The organism is Phenylobacterium sp. (assembly GCF_030697305.1).
Classification (GTDB): Bacteria; Pseudomonadota; Alphaproteobacteria; order Caulobacterales; family Caulobacteraceae; genus Phenylobacterium.
Window position 1 is genome coordinate 25550 of the sequence record NZ_JAUYQL010000026.1, and the last position, 17033, is coordinate 42582.

Genomic DNA, 17033 nt, shown 5'->3' on the forward strand with positions numbered 1-17033 from the left:
TTTGCGAATGCTAAAGGCCGCGGGGGCGACGCAGTCCTGTAAGCCCCAATTTATCACAAAGGATGGCCCATGTGCGGCATCATCGGCATCGTGGGAACGAGCCCGGTGCAGGCGCGGCTGATCGAAAGCCTCAAGCGCCTCGAATACCGCGGCTATGACTCCGCGGGGATAGCGGGCGTGCGCGACGGCAGCGTCGAGCGCCGCAGGGCCAAGGGCAAGATCCGGGCGCTGGAGGAGGTGCTGGCGGAAGAGCCGCTGTACGCCCAGACCGGCATCGGCCACACCCGCTGGGCGACCCACGGCGCGCCGTCCGAGCGTAACGCTCACCCTCACCGCGCCGGCCGCGTAACCCTGGTCCACAACGGCATCATCGAGAACTTCGCCGAGCTGCGCGCCGAACTTCAGGCCCAGGGCCGCGTGTTCGAGAGCGAGACCGACACAGAGGTGATCGCCCAGCTCATGGATGCGCGCCTGGCCGACGGCCTGGAACCGCTGGCGGCGCTGAAGGCGACCCTGGACCGGCTGACCGGCGCCTACGCGCTGGCCGTGCTGATCGACGGCTGCAACGACTTGATCCTGGGCGCCCGCCGCGGCAGTCCCCTGGTGGTCGGCTACGGCGCCGGCGAGATGTTCCTAGGCTCCGACGCGCTCGCCGTTGGGCCCTTCACCAATCGCATCGCCTATCTGGACGAGGGCGATTTCGTCTCCATCGACCATGCCGGCGCCCACGTGTTCGACGCCGCCGGCCATCCGGTCTCGCGCCCCGCTCACGCCGTCCCTGCCTCCGCGGCGTTGGTGGAGAAGGGGAACTACCGCCACTTCATGGAGAAGGAGATTCACGACCAGCCGGACGCCTGCCAGCACACGCTGTCGGCCTATGTGGACGCCGTGTCGTCGCGCGCCCAGGCGCCGGGCGGCGTGGACTTCGCCAAGGTCGAACGCTTGCAGATCGTCGCCTGCGGCACCTCGGCCTACGCAGGCCAGATCGGCCGCTATCTGTTTGAGCGCCTGGCCGGCCTGCCCGTGGACGTGGAGGCCGCATCCGAATTCCGCTACCGCGAGCCGGCGGTGACGCCGGGGACGCTGGCGGTCGGCATCTCTCAGTCGGGGGAAACCGCCGACACCCTGGCGGCGCTGCGCTGGTGCAAGGCGAAGGGGCTCACCACCGCGGCCCTGGTCAATGTCGATCAATCGACGATGGCCCGCGAGGCCGACATCCTGTGGCCGACCCACGCGGGGCCCGAGATCGGCGTCGCTTCCACCAAGGCGTTCACCGGCCAGGTCACAGCCCTCACCGCCCTGGCCATCGCCGCGGCGGTCGCCCGCGGGCGCATCGACGCCGAGGAAGAGGCCCGCCTCACCCGCCTGCTGCTGGAAGCCCCGCGGCTGATCGCCGAGTCCATCGCCATGGAGGACGCCATCCGCCTGCTGACGCCCGAGCTGGCGAAGGCCCGCGACGTGCTATATTTCGGCCGCGGCCCGATGTTCCCGCTGGCTTTGGAAGGCGCCCTGAAGCTGAAGGAAATCAGCTATATCCACGCGGAAGGTTACGCGGCCGGCGAGCTCAAGCACGGCCCAATCGCCCTCATCGACGAGGCGACGCCGGTGATCGTGCTGGCCCCCTCTGACGACCTGTTCGACAAGACCATGTCGAACATGAGCGAGGTGATCGCGCGCGGCGGCCAGATCGTGCTGATCACCGATGCGCAAGGTGCGCGCCACGCACCGGCGGGCGTGCGGGTGCTGGTCGGGCCGGCGTGCGACCCGCTGATCGCGCCGCTGGTGTACGCCGCGCCGATCCAGCTGCTCGCCTACCATGTGGCCGTCCACAAGGGCGCCGACGTCGATCAACCGCGCAACCTCGCCAAATCGGTGACCGTGGAATAGCGCGCTTGCTGGATTTCCCGCGCGGCGTCGGCTAGTTGCGAGCCCGACGGAGGACGCGGATGACCAAGCGTGTGCGTAAGGCGGTGCTGCCGGTGGCGGGTCTCGGGACGCGGGTGCTGCCCGGCGCCAAGACCACGCCGAAGAACATGCTGAACATCTTCGACCGGCCGATCCTGTCGTACATCGTCGACGAGGCGCGGGCCGCCGGCATCGAGCATTTCGTGTTCATCGTCGGCCGAGGCCAAGGCGCGATCGAGGACTACTTCGACGCCAATCCGGAGCTGGAGACCACGCTCCAGACCAAGGGCAAGACCGACATCCTGGCCGAGGTGCTGGCCGAACTGCCGAAGCCAGGCGAGATGAGCTTCATCCGCCAGATGGCCCCGCTGGGCCTGGGCCACGCGGTGTGGTGCGCCCGCGACGTGATCGGCGACGAGCCGTTCGCGGTGATGCTGCCGGACATGCTGATGGCGGCCCCGCGCGCGGCGCTCGCCCAGGCCGTCGACGCCTACGACAAGGTCGGCGGCAACATCGTGGTGGTCGAACCCGCGCCCGAGGGCGAGGCGCACAAGTACGGCATCGTCGCCCTCGACGGCCGCGAGGGCCGTCTGAACCGAATGACCGGCATGGTCGAGAAACCGGCGCCCGGGACCGAGCCTTCGAACCTGTTCATCAGCGGCCGCTATATCCTGCAGCCCGACATCTTCGATCGCCTGGAACGCCAGGAACGCGGCGCGGGCGGCGAGATCCAGCTCACCGACGCCATGGCCCGGTTGATGGCCGACCAGCCGTTCCACGCGCTGGAGTACGAAGGCGTGACCTACGACTGCGGCGACAAGATCGGCCTGCTTCGAGCCAATGTGGCCTTCGCGCTGGCGCGCCCGGACATGGGCGAGGCGGCGCGCGCGGCGATCCTCGCCCTGCTCTGACCGAGCGATGAAGCTCTTCGTCTTCGGCTACGGCTATACGGCCCGCGCCCTGGCCCGGCGCCTGACGCCGAAGGGGTGGAGCATCGCGGCGACCTATCGCGAAGACGACGCCGCCGAACGCATGCGCGCCGAGGGCGTGGAGCCAGTGGCCCTGGGCGACGAAACTGCGCTGGCGGCCCAACTCGCGTCCACTGACGCCCTGCTGATCACCGCCCCGCCTGGCGCCGCCGGGTGCCCGGCGCTGAAGCCCCTGGTGCCGGCCTTGGCCCGCGCGGGCGCCTTCCCGGATTGGGTGGGGTATCTGTCCACCACCGGCGTCTACGGCGACCGCGGCGGTCGTTGGGTGTTCGAGGACGGGCGCCTCGCGGCGCTGTCCACCGAGGGCGCGCGCCGGGTCGCCGCCGAACGCGACTGGCTGCAGGTGGGCCGCGGCATGGGCCTGACGGTGTGCGTGTTCCGCCTGCCCGGCATCTATGGGCCGGGACGCTCGCCCTTCGACCGATTGCGGGCCGGCACGGCGCGGCGGATGGCGGTGGAAGGCCAGGTGTTCTCGCGCATCCATGTGGACGACCTGGCCGCGGGACTTGAAGCTTCGATCGCCCGGCCCCGCGCCGGCGGGATCTACAACCTGTGCGACGACGAGCCGGCCTCGGGGGCGGAAGTGGTCAGTCATGCCGCAGGATTGATCGGCGTCGAACCACCGGCTCAGACAGCTCTGGACCTGGACGCGATGTCCCCGCAGGCGCGGCGCTTCTATGCGGAGAACAAGCGGGTCTCCAACGCACGCGCGAAGGCCGAGCTTGGCTGGCGGCCGCTCTATCCGACCTATCGCGAAGGCCTGCGTGCGGTGCTGGCCGCTGGCGGCTAGCCGCAGAGCTCTTCCACCGCGGCCAGCAGGCGGGCGATGTCCTGCGGGCGCGACAGGCGGTGATCGCCGTCGCGGATCAGGCTGAACACCAGGTCGCGGCTGTTGAGGGCCTGGGCGAGCTCCAGGGCGTGGCGCCACGGCACGTCGGGGTCCTCGCCGCCCTGCAGGATGCGCACCGGCGCCTCGATCGGGACCGGCCCCGGCAGGATCGACCAGCGCGCTCCGTCCTCCAGAAGGGTGCGGGTGATTGGATATGCGTCGCCATACAATGACGGTCGCAACCACACCCCATCAGTCTCCAGGGCGCTACGCGCATCGGCCGACAGCTCCGGCGTCATCAGCTTCTCGGTGAAATCGGCCGCCGGCGCGACCAGCACCATGCCCGCAACGCGCTGCGCCCGCACCATCGCCGCCAGGCAGGCGATCCAGCCGCCCATGGATGAGCCGACAATGATCAGCGGGCCTTTTGTCAGCTCGTCGATCGCCGCCAGCGCGTCCTCGCGCCAGCGGGTGATCGTACCGTCGGCGAAGTCGCCGCTGGAGGCGCCGTGACCGAAATAGTCGAAGGCGAGGAAGCCCCTGCCCTCCGCTTTCGCCCAGTCCGCCAGCGCCAGCGCCTTGGTCCCAGCCATGTCCGACCGGAACCCGCTCATCCACACGATGGTGGGCGCCGCGCCCGCGACGGCGCGCCAGGCGATGTGCTCGCCGCCCGGGCGGGGCAGCATTCCGGTGGATTCGTTCATGTCCCGGCCTTTACCACAGCGCACGAGGCGCTATGCAGGGTGCACGATGCTGCCGCCAGACTTCACGCTGCTGCAAGTCGTCCCGGAACTGGAAACGGGCGGCGCCGAGCAGACGACGATCGACGTGGCCCACGCCGTGGTCCGCGCCGGTGGCAAGGCCTTGGTCGCCACGCGTGGCGGCCGGATGACCGCCAGGCTCGAATCGGACGGTGGCCGACTGGCGCAGATGCCGGTGCAGTCGAAGAACCCGCTGGTGATGCTGGGCAACGCCGCCCGGCTTGTCGACCTGATCCATCGCGAGAAAGTGAGCATCATCCACGCCCGCTCGCGCGCGCCAGCGTTCTCGGCGCTTTGGGCGGCGCAGACCACGAAGACGCCGTTCGTGGCCACCTACCATGGGGTCTACAACGCCCAGAGCCGGCTGAAGCGCTGGTACAACGCGGTGATGACCCGCGGCGACCTGGTGATCGCCAATTCCGACTACACCCGCGACCACGTGCTGGGCCAACACAAGGTGCCGCCGGAGAAGATCGTCACCATCCCGCGCGGTGTCGACCTGGAGCGCTTCAATCCGGCGTGGGTGACGCCCGACCGGGTGGACGCCCTGCGCGGCGCCTGGGGCGTGGATCCCGACGACCGCCGCATCAAGTTCGTGCTCGCCGGACGCATGACCCGCATCAAGGGACACCTCCTGATCGCGGAGGCCGCAGGGCGGCTGAAGGCCGAGGGGCGCGACGATTTCATGGTGCTGATCGTCGGCGACGACCGCGGCAACACCGACTATCGCGCCGAGGTCGAGGCGGCGATCGCCAAGGCCGGCGTGACCGACGAGATTCGCCTGGTCGGCCACTGCGACGACATGCCGGCGGCCTATATGGTCGGCGACGCCGCCATGCTGCCGACCACCAAACCGGAGTCGTTCGGTCGCACCGCGGTGGAGCCGCAGGTGATGGGCCGCCCGGTGCTGGCGTCCGACCATGGCGGCACCACGGAGACGGTGGTCAACGGCGAGACGGGCTGGCTGGTCGCGCCCGGCGACGTGGCGGCCTGGGCGAGCGCGCTGGGCAGGGCGCTGCACGCCGGGCGCACGCGGCTTTCGGCTATGGGCCAGACGGCCGCTAATCGCGCGCGGAGGCTCTATTCGGTGGACGCCATGTGTGATGCGACCCTGGCCGCCTACGGCCGCGTGCTCGAGGCCCGCGCCTGATGGCGCCGGTGATCCAGCCCCAGATCCTGGTCATCAAGCTGGGCGACCTGGAATCGTTCGTACAGTCGCTGGGCGCGATGCAGGCGATCCGCGAGGCGCACCGTGACGCGCGCATCACCCTGCTCACCTCGACGCCGTTCGAGCCGTTGGCCAAGGCCTCTCCGTACTTCAACGCCGTGGAGCTGGACTCCGGCGGCGGCTTCGCCACCGGCATGCGCCTGCGCGCCTCGCGCTTCAGCCGCGTCTACGACCTGGAGGGCGGCGGCGGCTCGGCGCAGATCCGCCTCGGCCTGTGGCCTGGCCCGACCTGGTTGCGGTCGGCGCCCACAACCGATGGCGAGACGCCGCCGCCGGACCTGTCGTGGATTCTGCAGAAGACCGCCCCCGAGCGCGCGTCCAGCAGCGGCCAGCGCAAGCCCTATGTGCTGTTCATTCCCGGCGGCGGATCGAAGAAGCCGCAGGACCGGTGGCCCGGCGAGCGCTTCGGCGAGCTCGGCAAGCTGCTGCACGACCGCGGCTTCGACATCGTCGTGGTCGGCGCGCCGCAGGACGCCAACCTCGCCCGCGACATCCAGCGCAAGGTCGGCGCGGCCCGCGACCTGACGGGGGCCAGCGACTACGCGCGCATGGCGGCCCTGTGCGCACGCGCCGCCCTTGTGGTCGGCGGGACCCATGAGGCGATGCATCTGGCCGCGGCGGTCGGCGCGCCGACCATCGTCGTGCTGCCGCGCAGCGCCGACCCGGCCAAGGCTGCGCCGCGCGGTCATGTCACCGTGCTGCAGGCCGACGTCCTGGCCGAGCTTCCGGCCGCCACTGTGGCTCAGGCCGCCAACACGCTGACGCCTGCGCCGGCTCGCGGCGCTTGATCGTGCGCGGGCGCTTGGCCATATAGTCGAAGGGAATATCCGATACGCTTGAGCGCTTCGGCCGTTCCTCGCTGAAACAACCCACGGAGCATAGCCTATTCGCCGCCCCATGCAGTCGCCTCCCGTCAAGGACGGGCCGCGCATCAACGACGACATCCGCGTCCCCCGCGTTCTGCTGATCGATCAGCACGGCGAGAAGCAGGGCGTGGTGCCGACGACCTCCGCGCTGGAGGCCGCCGAGGAAGCAGGCCTGGATCTCGTCGAAATCGTCCCGAACGCGGATCCGCCCGTCTGCAAGATCCTGGACTACGGCAAGTTCAAGTTCCAGGAACAGAAGAAGAAGAACGAAGCGCGCAAGCGGCAAAAGGTCGTTGAGATCAAGGAGATCAAGCTCCGTCCCAACATCGATATCCACGACTATGAAGTAAAGTCGCGCTCGATGTATCGGTTCTTCGAAGAGGGCGACAAGGTCAAGGTGACGCTGCGCTTCCGCGGCCGCGAACTGGCCCACCCGGAACTGGGCATGAAGCTGCTACAGAAGGTGCGCGCCGATTTCGACGAGGTCGCCAAGTGCGAATACGAGCCTCGTATGGAAGGCCGCCAGATGATCATGATCCTCGCCCCGCGCTGATCGGCCGGGCGGACTGAGCGATCAACGCCGCGTCGGACAGGCGACGCGGCGTTTTCGTTGCGGCGGGCGTGGGCAGCTGAGCGCCGCCGGCCTTGCGTTTACCCGCCGTTTCACGTAATCACCCGCCCCTTCGGAACCGTCTGGCCCAATGGCATGCCAGGGCGGTTATCAATACGCCAGAGGACGGGGCTTTTACGGCTCCGCAGAGAAATGCCGAAACTGAAGACGAAATCGGGCGCCAAAAAGCGCTTCAAGATCACTGCGTCCGGCAAGATCAAGGCCGGCGTGGCGGGTAAGCGGCACAGGCTCCTGAGCCACAGCGCCAAGTACATCCGCCAGAACCGCGGCACCAAGGTGATGAGCGATTCCGACGCTAAAATCATCAAAACCTACCTGCCTTACGGCCTGTGATCTTAGGAGCTTAGACAGATATGGCTCGCGTCAAACGGGGCGTCACGTCCCACGCCAGGCACAAGAAGGTTCTCGAGCAGGCCAAGGGTTTCTATGGCCGCCGCAAGAACACTATCCGCACCGCCAAGGCCGCCGTCGACAAGGCCGGCCAGTACGCCTATCGCGACCGCAAGGTCCGCAAGCGCAACTTCCGTTCGCTGTGGATCCAGCGGATCAACGCCGCGGCGCGTCTCGAGGGCATGACCTACGCCCGATTTATCCACGGCCTTGACCTGGCCGGGATCGAGATGGACCGCAAGGTGCTCTCCGATATCGCGGGGAACGATCCCGCCGGCTTCAAGGCCATCGCAGACAAGGTCCGCGCCGCCCTGGCCTAAGGAGTTCGCGAGCAGCCTGCTCAGCGCATCCAAAAGCCCTCCGGCGACGCGTCGGAGGGCTTTTTTGCGCCCGCTTCCCGCAATCCGATCGACACGCTAGAGCAAGCACCCATGACGAACCTCGCAGACCTGGAAGCCGCCAACGCCGCGCTGATCGCCGCGGCCCCCGACACCGCGACGCTGGACGAGGCCCGCGTCCAGATCCTCGGCAAGGCCGGCAACGTCAGCCTGCTGCTGAAGACCCTGGGCGCGATGAGCCCGGACGAGCGTCGCGAGCAGGGCCCGGCGATCAACGGCCTGCGCGAGCGGATGGCCGAGCAGATCGCCGCCCGCAAGGCCGCGCTGGAGGCGGCCGAACTCGACGCCGAACTGGCGGCGGTGCACGTGGACCTGACCCTACCCGCGCCGCCGCGCCGCCGCGGCTCGGTGCATCCGACCATGCAGACCATGGACGAGATGATCGCCATCTTCGCCGACATGGGCTTCTCGCTGGCTGAGGGGCCGGACATCGAGACCGACTTCAACAACTTCACCGCCCTGAACTTCCCGCCGAAACACCCGGCGCGGGAGATGCACGCCACCATCTTCCTGCCAGCAGACGCGAACGGCGAGCGCAAGGTGCTGCGCACCCACACCAGCCCCGTGCAGGTGCGGGTGATGAACCGTACCAACGAGAAGCTGCCCAACTGGATCGCCCAGGGCCAGGAGCCGCCGATCCGGGTGATCGTGCCCGGCCGCACGTTCCGCAAGGACAGCGACCAGACCCACACGCCGATGTTCCACCAGATCGAAGGCCTGGTGATCGACCGCGACATCCACATGGGCCACCTGAAGTGGACGCTGGAGACCTTCATCGCCCGGTTCTTCGAGACGCCGGAGGTGGTGACGCGCTTCCGCCCCCACCACTTCCCGTTCACCGAGCCGTCGGCCGAGATCGACGTGCGCTGCGACCGCTCCGGTGGCGAAGTGCGCATCGGCCAGGGGAACGACTGGCTGGAGATCCTGGGCTGCGGGATGGTGCACCCGAACGTGCTCCGCAACTGCGGTCTCGACCCTGACGAGTGGCAGGGTTTCGCCTTCGGTTGCGGCGTCGACCGGCTGGGGATGCTGAAGTACGGCATGCCGGACCTACGCGACATGTTCGCCAGCGACGTGCGCTGGCTGCAGCACTACGGCTTCTCCCCCTTCGCCATGCCGAACCCGGCGACGGGGTTGTCGTGACTCTGGACAATGAGGAGCCCGAGTGGATCGAGTTGAGCGTCCCCGGGGCTTCCCTCGCAATGGCCTCTGACGGACCAGTCGGCTACGGACACCCTGCTCGAGTCCGGCTGAATGCAGGCGAGGTGCGGCTCGAACGCCGCTGCGAATTCGTCGACCTTCCTACGTTCTGCAACCGGCTTTCCGTATTGCACGCGACGTTGTCGGGACGGGCGGAGCTCAACAGTCTTGATCGGGACGTAGCGCTCTCCTTGACCGCGCATGATCATGGGCACGTTCAAATCGCCGCCAAGTTTGCCGAGCGTATCGGTGGACCCTTCGACTACGATTTCAACGTCACATTCGAGATCGACCAATCCTATCTTCCCTCCCTGCTCAGCAGGTTGAAGGCCGAATTCCTGAATCGAGCCCGCCCATGAAATTCACACCATCCTGGTTGCGCGAGCATCTGCAGACCGACGCCTCCACGCCGCGCATCGTCGAGGCGATGACCATGGCCGGCCTCGAGGTCGAGCACGTTGACGACCCCGCCGCCAAGCTCGCCGCCTTCTCGGTGGCGAAGATCGTCTCGGCCGTGCAGCACCCCAACGCCGACCGGCTGCAAGTCTGCCAGGTGGACACCGTCGACGGACGCAAGGAGATCGTCTGCGGCGCGCCGAACGCGCGGGCGGGCCTGACCACCATCTACGCCCCGATCGGCGCCTATGTGCCCGGCAGCGGCGTGACCCTGGAGGCGCGGCCGGTGCGCGGCGTGGTCTCCAACGGCATGCTCTGCTCCGCCCGTGAGCTTGAGGTCTCCGAGGAATCCGACGGCATTCTGGAGCTTTCGGGCGATCTGGCGGTGGGCGCGCCCGCCGCCGAAGCGCTGGGCCGCGAGGCGGTGATCGACTTCGAGGTGACGCCGAACCGCCCCGACTGGCTGGGCGTCGCCGGCATCGCCCGCGACCTGGGCGCGGCCGGCGTCGGCAAGCTGAAGGACCTGTCGGTGGTTCCCGTCGCCGGCGCGTTCGCCAATCCGATGGAGATCCGCCTGGACGGCTCGGACGCCTGCCCGGTGTTCGCCGGCCGGCTGATCCGCGGCGTCAAGAACGGCCCCTCGCCGGCCTGGCTGCAGGACCGCCTGTCCTCGATCGGCCTGCGCCCAATCAACGCCCTGGTCGACGTGACCAACTTCATCTCCTACGATCGCGCGCGCCCGCTGCACGTCTATGACGCAGGCAAGCTCGCCGGCGGCTTCATCGAGGCGCGGCTGGGCCGTGACGGCGAGACGCTCGAGGGCCTCGACGGCAAGACCCATCAGATCACCACGGAGATGTGCGTGATCGCCGACGGCTCCGGCGCCATCGGCCTGGGCGGGGTGATGGGCGGGTCGTCCACCGGCTGCTCGGAGACCACCACGGAGGTGTTTGTCGAGAGCGCCTGGTTCGATCCGATCCGCACCGCCCAGACGGGTCGCGTGACCGGCATTACCTCCGACGCCCAGTACCGCTTCGCGCGCGGGGTGGACCCTGAGTTCGTGGTCCCCGGGCTGGAACTCGCCACCGCGTTGATCCTGCAGATCTGCGGCGGGGAGGCTTCGGAGATCACCGTGACCGGCGCGCCGCCCGCCCCTCCCGCCCCCATCGCCTTCAACCGGAGCTATGTCCGCCGACTGTCCGGCCTGGAGGTTGGCCCTGAGCGCATCGACGCGATCCTGCGCGACCTGGGTTTCACGGTCGAGGCCGGCCAGGTGACGCCGCCGTCGTGGCGTCGCGACGTCGAGGGCAAGGCCGACCTGGTGGAGGAAGTGGCGCGCATCGAGGGCTTCGACGCCCTGCCTACCGAGCCGCTCCCGCCAATGGCGACGGCGATCGGGGGCGTGCTGACGCAACGCCAGCGCCGCATCCGCACCGCGCGCCGGGCGCTGGCCGCGACGGGCTACGCCGAGACCATCACATGGAGCTTCACCGCCCAGGCCAAAGCCGTGCTGTTCGGCGGCGGCCAGCCCGAGCTGGTGGTGACCAACCCGGTCGCCTCGGACCTGGACGCCATGCGGCCGTCAATCCTGCCGAACCTGATCGAGGCGCTGGGTCGCAATGCGCGCCGGGGCTTCGCCGACGCCGCCCTCTTCGAGATCGGACCGATCTACCGTGGCGACCAGCCGGCCGACCAAGCGACGATGATCACTGCGGCGTTCGCGCCACGCACGCAGCGTCGTTGGGACGGCCGCGACCTCGATCCGGTGTTCGAGCTTAAGGCCGACCTTATGTCCCTGCTCGACGAACTGGGAGCGCCCACCGCCTCGCTTCAGATCGACCAGAGCGGGCTGGCGGACTGGTGGCATCCCGGCTGCGCGGCCGTGCTGCGGCTGGGCAAGCAGGTGGTCGCCGAGTTCGGCGAACTGCATCCGCGCGTGCTCAAGACGTTGGATGTCGAGGGTCCGGTGTACGGTTTCGAGATAGCGGTCGAGGCGATCCCCGAGCCTAAGCGCAAGGCGACCAAGACCAAGGCCGCCCTGAAGCTCTCAGCGCTGATGCCGCTGCGGCGCGACTTCGCGTTTGTGGTCGACGAGGCCGTTGCGGCTGGAGACCTCGCCCGCGCGGTGCAAGGCGCCGACAAGGCGCTGATCGCCGAGGCGCGCGTGTTCGACGTCTATCAGGGACCGGGCGTCGCCGAGGGCTCGAAGTCGGTCGCCGTGGAAGTCACCGTGCAGCCGCAGGACAAGACCCTGGCCGAAGCCGAGATCGAGGCGCTGTCGGCCCGCATCGTCGCGGCCGCCGGCAAGGCGACCGGCGCGAAACTGCGCGCCTGACGTAAGCCCGTCATCGAAGCGTCACGCCGCCGTTAACCTTCGCCGCTAGTCCAGCTTACGCCGGGGGTCCGGCGGGGGCGCGGGCCGCCCCTTTGCGCGAAGGGGAATTTGGATGATCGACGTCGGCGGGATCAAGGTTTTCGACGCTGCGCCGTCGCTGCAGGGCGCCGTGGCGGCGCCGCTCGGCACGGATGCGGTGCAACTGATCCGCCTGGGCGAGTTCACCGGCTCGGGCGCGGTCGCCGCAGGGCGGGCCGAGTCGGTCGACTTCGACGCCAGGTCCGACAACCTCTACGTCACCAACCTCGCGCAGGGGCGCATCGACATCGCCCATCTCGGGGCCGATGGAGCGACCAGCGCCAACGGTTCGATCGACCTGAATGGCCTGCCAGCCTACGGCGGCGTGAACTCGGTGGCCGTGAAGAACGGGGTCATCGCTGTCGCCTATCAGAACACCGCCGGCGACCAGTCCGGCTACGTCGCGCTCTTCGACACCGCGACCAACACACTCATAAAGACCATCGCGGTGGGCGTGCTGCCCGACCAGGTCGTGTTCAGCCCCGACGGCAAGAAGCTGCTTGTGGCCAACGAGGCCGAGACGGTGTCGCCGACCAACAACCCTGCCGGCTCGATCAGCATCATCGACATGTCGGGCGGCGCGGCGAATGCGGCGGTCTCCAACACCATCTCGTTCGGCGCGCTGAACGGGTCGGAAGCCGCGCTGAAGGCCCAGGGCCTCGCGCTGTTCCCCGGTCAGGCGGCGGGGAACGACATCGAGCCCGAATACATCACCATCTCGCCCGACGGCACGCGCGCCTATGTGACCTTGCAGGAGGTCAACGGCGTGGCGGTGATCGACCTCACCAACCCGACGGCTGATCGTCCGATCGCCATCCAGCCGCTGGGCGGTATCGACCGCACGCTGGCCGGCAACGCCTTCGACCCCAACGACCAGAACGGGGTGTCGATCGGCAATTTCGACATCGTCAGCCTGCTGCAACCCGACGCCATCGCCAGCTTCAAGGCGGGCGGCGCGACCTATTTCATCACCGCCAACGAGGGCGACGCGCGCGTCGGCGGCCTGGTCGACGAAGGCCGGCTCTCCGCGAACAGCTACAAGCTCGATCCGACCGCCTATCCCGACGCTGCAGCCATCAAGGCCAGCGCCGGACGCTTGAATGTGCTGTCCAATGTCGGCGACACCGATGGCGACGGCGACTACGACCAGATCACCACCTTCGGCGGGCGCGGCGTGTCGATCTTCCGCCAGAACGCCGACGGCACGATCACCAAGGTGCGCGAAACGGGGGGCGAGTTCGAGGCGATCATCGCCCAGAAGTTCCCCAACCTGCACAACACCGAGAACGGCGCGACGCCAGACAACCGCTCGGACAACAAGGGTCCCGAGCCAGAGGGCGTCGCGGTCGGCGTGGTGGGCGACAGGACCTACTCCTTCGTGACGCTGGAGCGCGTCGGCGGGGTGATGATCTACGACGTCACCGACCCGGCCCAAGCGAGCTTCGTCGGCTACAAACCTGCGACCAGCCAGGACTATGCGCCCGAGGTGGTGAAGTTCGTGTCCGCCGCCGACAGCCCCACTGGCCAGGCCCTGCTGATCAGCGCCAACGAGGTCAGCGGGACGACCACGATCTACACCATCGCCAACCAGAGCGAGGGCGCAGACAGCATCACCGGCAGCGCGCTCGGCGACCGCATCGAGGGCCGTGGTGGGGCCGACACCATCGCGGGCCTGGCCGGCGACGACACCTTGGACGGCGGCGCGGGCGCGGACCTGCTGCGCGGCGGCTTCGGAAACGACACCTACATCGTCGACTTGGCCGCAGACCGCATCGACGAGCGCCAGGGCGAAGGGACCGACACCATCCAGACCGGGCTCGCCTCGTTCACCCTGAGCGGCCAGGTGGAGAACCTGCGTTTCACCGGCGACGGGACGCATTCCGGAACCGGCAGCGCATTCGACAACGTGCTCACCGGCGCCGGCGGCTCGGACACGCTGAACAGCGGCGCGGGCGACGACACCCTGCAGGGTCTGGGGGGTGTGGACTCGCTGCTGGGCGGCGCGGGCGCGGACAGCCTGTCCGGCGGCGCGGGCGCCGACACCCTGGACGGTGGTTCAGGCAATGACGTCCTGGCCGGCGGCGCGGATGCGGACGTGCTGCGCGCCGGCTCCGGCGCCGACACGCTGAGCGGCGGCGCGGGCGACGACACGCTGGAGGGTGGTTCAGGCGCCGACCTGTTCGTGTTCGCGGCCGGCTTCGGCGATGACGTGGTGACCGACTTCCGCAACGGCGACAGCCTGGACTGGTCGGCGGTGGGCGGAGATGCGCCGATCATCACCGCCGACGGGGGCGACACCGTGATCAGCTTCCTCGACGGGTCCTCGATCCGGCTGGCGAACTACGCCTACGAGGACTTCATCGGCGCCTGACGACGACGGTCGGGGCGAGCGTTGGCGCTCGCCCCAGCGCGTCAGAACGGCAGGATGTTGCGCTGACGGCTGTAGGCGAGGTAGCCGATGTTGGCGCCCAGTCGCAGGCCGACGCCGGCGCGGATGGGGGCGAGTGTGATCTCGTCGGCGCGCTGGTAGTTTACGCCCATGCCGCCCAGCAGGTAGGCTGAACCCTCGACGCCCGGGAAGCGTTGGAAGATCGCGTCCGGGAACTGGAGGTTGTAGCAGAGGGTGAACACGCGGCTGGCGTTGCCGCCGATGTCCCAGCCGATCGACGGGCCCTGCCAGAACAGCTCCTGGGTGGGCCGGTTCTTCATGTACAGCAGACCGCGGCCGTAGCGTGCGCCAACGGTGATGGCGCCGGAGGCTTCCTCGCCGGCGATATAGGCGGTGGGCCGGCCATACTCGCCGAACACCCGCTCGATCACGCCGCCGGCCGTTTCTGCGGTGACGCCCAGGAAATCCGAGACGTTGGTGACAATCTCTTCGCGCGAATAGGTCTCTGCGACCTGAGTGTTCGGGTCGGCGGGCTGCGAGCGCGGCGGCGTCGGGCTCGACACCGGTCCAAGGCCTGGGCCCTGGTTGTACGGATCACGCGGCCGCGCCGTGGCGCACCCGGCGGAGCCCAGGACGGCGATGCCTGAAATGATCAGCTTGCGGCGATCCATGGACGCGTCTCTCCTAAAGGTATGAGCCAGCCTCCCATCCCCTGGCGTTCTGAATGCGGCGGTGTGGATTAAGACGCGGTTAAGCATGACGGTCCCGCACCGACGCGCGCTCGCACGCCCGCCCGAATGTGCTAGACGCTGGCGCCATGACGACCCCGCTCGAACGCATCCGCAACTTTTCCATCGTGGCCCACATCGACCACGGCAAGTCGACGCTGTCCGACCGGCTGATCCAGGAGACCGGCGGGCTGACGGCGCGCGAGATGAAGGAGCAGGTGCTCGACTCCATGGAGATCGAGCGCGAGCGCGGCATCACCATCAAGGCCCAGACGGTGCGGCTGAACTACCGCGCCAAGGACGGGCTGGACTACGTCCTGAACCTGATGGACACGCCCGGCCACGTCGACTTCGCCTATGAGGTCAGCCGCAGCCTCGCCGCGTGCGAGGGCTCGATCCTGGTGGTGGACGCGAGCCAGGGGGTGGAGGCCCAGACGCTGGCCAACGTCTATCAGGCGATCGACAACAACCACGAGATCGTGCCGGTCCTGAACAAGATCGACCTGCCGGCGGCCGAGCCCGAGCGGGTGCGCCAGCAGATCGAGGACGTGATCGGCATCGACGCCTCGGAGGCTGTGCTGGCCTCCGCCAAGAGCGGCGTCGGTATCGTCGACGTGCTGGAGGCGGTGGTCGCCCTCCTGCCCGAGCCCAAGGGAGACAGCGTCGCGCAGTTGTAGTACCTGCTGGTCGACGCCTGGTACGACGCCTATCTGGGCGTGGTGGTGCTGGTGCGAGTGTTCGACGGCACGCTGCGCTCCGGCCAGAAGGTGCGGATGATGAACGCCGGCGCCACCTACCAGGTGGATCGCATCGGCGTGTTCCTGCCCAAGCAAACCGAGCTCGAGGAGCTGGGCCCGGGCGAGATCGGCTTCATCACCGCCCAGATCAAGCAGGTGGCCGACGCGGCCGTCGGCGACACCATCACCGACGAACGACGCCAGACCGAAAAGGCGCTCACGGGTTTTCGCGAAGTGCAGCCGGTGGTGTTCTGCGGCCTGTTCCCGGTGGACGCCGCCGACTTCGAGGATCTGCGCGCGGCGATCGGGCGCCTGCGCCTGAACGACGCCTCGTTCACCTACGAGATGGAGACCAGCGCGGCGCTGGGCTTCGGCTTCCGCTGCGGGTTCCTCGGCCTCCTTCACCTCGAGATTATCCAGGAGCGGCTCTCCCGCGAATTCGACCTGGACCTGATCGCGACCGCGCCCAGCGTGGTCTACAAGATCGGCATGACCGACGGCTCGGTCATCGACCTGCATAACCCCGCCGACCTGCCCGATCCGGTGAAGATCGCCTCGATCGCCGAGCCGTGGATCAAGGCCACCATCCTAACCCCGGACGAGTACCTGGGCGCGGTGATCAAGCTGTGCCAGGACCGCCGCGGCGAGCAGCGGGAGCTGTCCTATGTCGGCAGCCGCGCCATGGCCGTCTACGACCTGCCGCTGAACGAGGTGGTGTTCGACTTCTACGACCGGTTGAAAAGCATCTCCAAGGGCTACGCCTCGTTCGACTACCAGATCGAGGGATACCGCGACGGCGACCTGGTGAAGATGTCGATCCTGGTGAATTCCGAGCCGGTGGACGCGCTGTCCATGCTGGTGCACCGCGACCGCGCCGAGGCGCGCGGCCGTTCAATGGTCGAGCGGATGAAGGACCTGATCCCGCCGCACATGTTCCAGATCCCGCTACAGGCGGCGATCGGCGGTCGGATCGTGGCGCGCGAGACGATCCGGGCGCTGCGCAAAGACGTGACCGCCAAGTGCTACGGCGGCGACGCCAGCCGAAAGCGCAAGCTGCTGGACAAGCAGAAGGCCGGCAAGAAGCGCATGCGCCAGTTCGGCAAGGTGGAGATCCCACAGGAGGCGTTCATCGCCGCCCTGAAGATGGACGCCGACTAGGCGAGCCTGCGTGCT

At 68.5% G+C, this 17033-nt stretch carries 14 protein-coding genes and 1 pseudogene; 13 read left to right on the forward strand and 2 right to left on the reverse strand.

What is annotated here, in order from left to right:
* The first annotated feature begins 69 nt into the window (after positions 1–69).
* Genes glmS through Q8R27_RS02920 form a run of 3 tightly spaced genes read left to right on the forward strand, consistent with a single transcriptional unit; the run spans position 70 to position 3684 of the window.
* Positions 70–1887, forward strand: coding sequence for a glutamine--fructose-6-phosphate transaminase (isomerizing) (gene glmS, locus Q8R27_RS02910; RefSeq protein WP_305697604.1), 1818 nt, complete (start codon positions 70–72; stop codon positions 1885–1887).
* A gap of 59 nt (positions 1888–1946) precedes the next feature.
* Positions 1947–2816, forward strand: coding sequence for a UTP--glucose-1-phosphate uridylyltransferase (locus tag Q8R27_RS02915; RefSeq protein ID WP_305697605.1), 870 nt, complete (start codon positions 1947–1949; stop codon positions 2814–2816).
* A gap of 7 nt (positions 2817–2823) precedes the next feature.
* Complete coding sequence (locus Q8R27_RS02920) at positions 2824–3684, forward strand: SDR family oxidoreductase (protein WP_305697606.1); 861 nt, start codon at positions 2824–2826, stop codon at positions 3682–3684.
* Here Q8R27_RS02920 and Q8R27_RS02925 read toward each other — a convergent pair.
* Positions 3681–4427: a carboxylesterase gene (locus Q8R27_RS02925; protein WP_305697607.1), complete on the reverse strand. Its 747-nt coding sequence runs from the start codon at positions 4425–4427 to the stop codon at positions 3681–3683. The genes Q8R27_RS02920 and Q8R27_RS02925 overlap by 4 nt on opposite strands.
* Before the next feature lie 46 nt (positions 4428–4473).
* On the opposite strand from Q8R27_RS02925, the gene Q8R27_RS02930 reads away from it, so the two are divergent.
* The 9 genes from Q8R27_RS02930 (at position 4474) to Q8R27_RS02970 (ending at position 14377) form a co-directional block, all read left to right on the forward strand.
* The gene (locus tag Q8R27_RS02930) at positions 4474–5634 is read left to right on the forward strand and encodes a glycosyltransferase family 4 protein (RefSeq protein WP_305697608.1); all 1161 of its coding nucleotides are present in this window, start codon (positions 4474–4476) and stop codon (positions 5632–5634) included.
* Positions 5634–6500 carry a glycosyltransferase family 9 protein gene (locus tag Q8R27_RS02935; RefSeq protein ID WP_305594080.1) on the forward strand — a complete coding sequence of 289 codons (867 nt, stop codon included), beginning with the start codon at positions 5634–5636 and terminating at the stop codon, positions 6498–6500. The genes Q8R27_RS02930 and Q8R27_RS02935 overlap by 1 nt, the downstream gene beginning before the upstream one ends.
* 109 nt (positions 6501–6609) lie before the next feature.
* Positions 6610–7131, forward strand: a complete 522-nt coding sequence (gene infC, locus Q8R27_RS02940) for a translation initiation factor IF-3 (RefSeq protein ID WP_305594078.1) — start codon at positions 6610–6612, stop codon at positions 7129–7131.
* A 210-nt stretch (positions 7132–7341) separates the two neighbouring features.
* A complete protein-coding gene (rpmI, locus tag Q8R27_RS02945; protein WP_305594076.1) occupies positions 7342–7542 on the forward strand; it encodes a 50S ribosomal protein L35 in 201 nt (66 codons plus the stop codon).
* Between the two features lie 20 nt (positions 7543–7562).
* Positions 7563–7919 (forward strand): 50S ribosomal protein L20, encoded by a 357-nt coding sequence (rplT, locus tag Q8R27_RS02950; protein WP_305697609.1) that lies wholly within the window; start codon positions 7563–7565, stop codon positions 7917–7919.
* A 111-nt stretch (positions 7920–8030) separates the two neighbouring features.
* Entirely contained in the window at positions 8031–9140 is a 1110-nt protein-coding gene (gene pheS, locus Q8R27_RS02955; protein ID WP_305697610.1) for a phenylalanine--tRNA ligase subunit alpha, read from the forward strand.
* Positions 9137–9556: a hypothetical protein gene (locus tag Q8R27_RS02960; RefSeq protein WP_305697611.1), complete on the forward strand. Its 420-nt coding sequence runs from the start codon at positions 9137–9139 to the stop codon at positions 9554–9556. Before pheS ends, Q8R27_RS02960 begins: the two co-directional genes overlap by 4 nt.
* A complete protein-coding gene (gene pheT, locus Q8R27_RS02965; protein ID WP_305697612.1) occupies positions 9553–11928 on the forward strand; it encodes a phenylalanine--tRNA ligase subunit beta in 2376 nt (791 codons plus the stop codon). Before Q8R27_RS02960 ends, pheT begins: the two co-directional genes overlap by 4 nt.
* A gap of 112 nt (positions 11929–12040) precedes the next feature.
* Positions 12041–14377: a choice-of-anchor I family protein gene (locus tag Q8R27_RS02970; protein WP_305697613.1), complete on the forward strand. Its 2337-nt coding sequence runs from the start codon at positions 12041–12043 to the stop codon at positions 14375–14377.
* Positions 14378–14418: 41 nt separating this feature from the next.
* On the opposite strand, the gene Q8R27_RS02975 is transcribed toward Q8R27_RS02970, so the two are convergent.
* Positions 14419–15066: a DUF1134 domain-containing protein gene (locus Q8R27_RS02975; RefSeq protein ID WP_305697614.1), complete on the reverse strand. Its 648-nt coding sequence runs from the start codon at positions 15064–15066 to the stop codon at positions 14419–14421.
* A gap of 146 nt (positions 15067–15212) precedes the next feature.
* Between Q8R27_RS02975 and lepA the strand changes: the two are divergent.
* Positions 15213–17018, forward strand: a pseudogene (gene lepA / locus Q8R27_RS02980) (translation elongation factor 4).
* Positions 17019–17033: the final 15 nt, after the last annotated feature.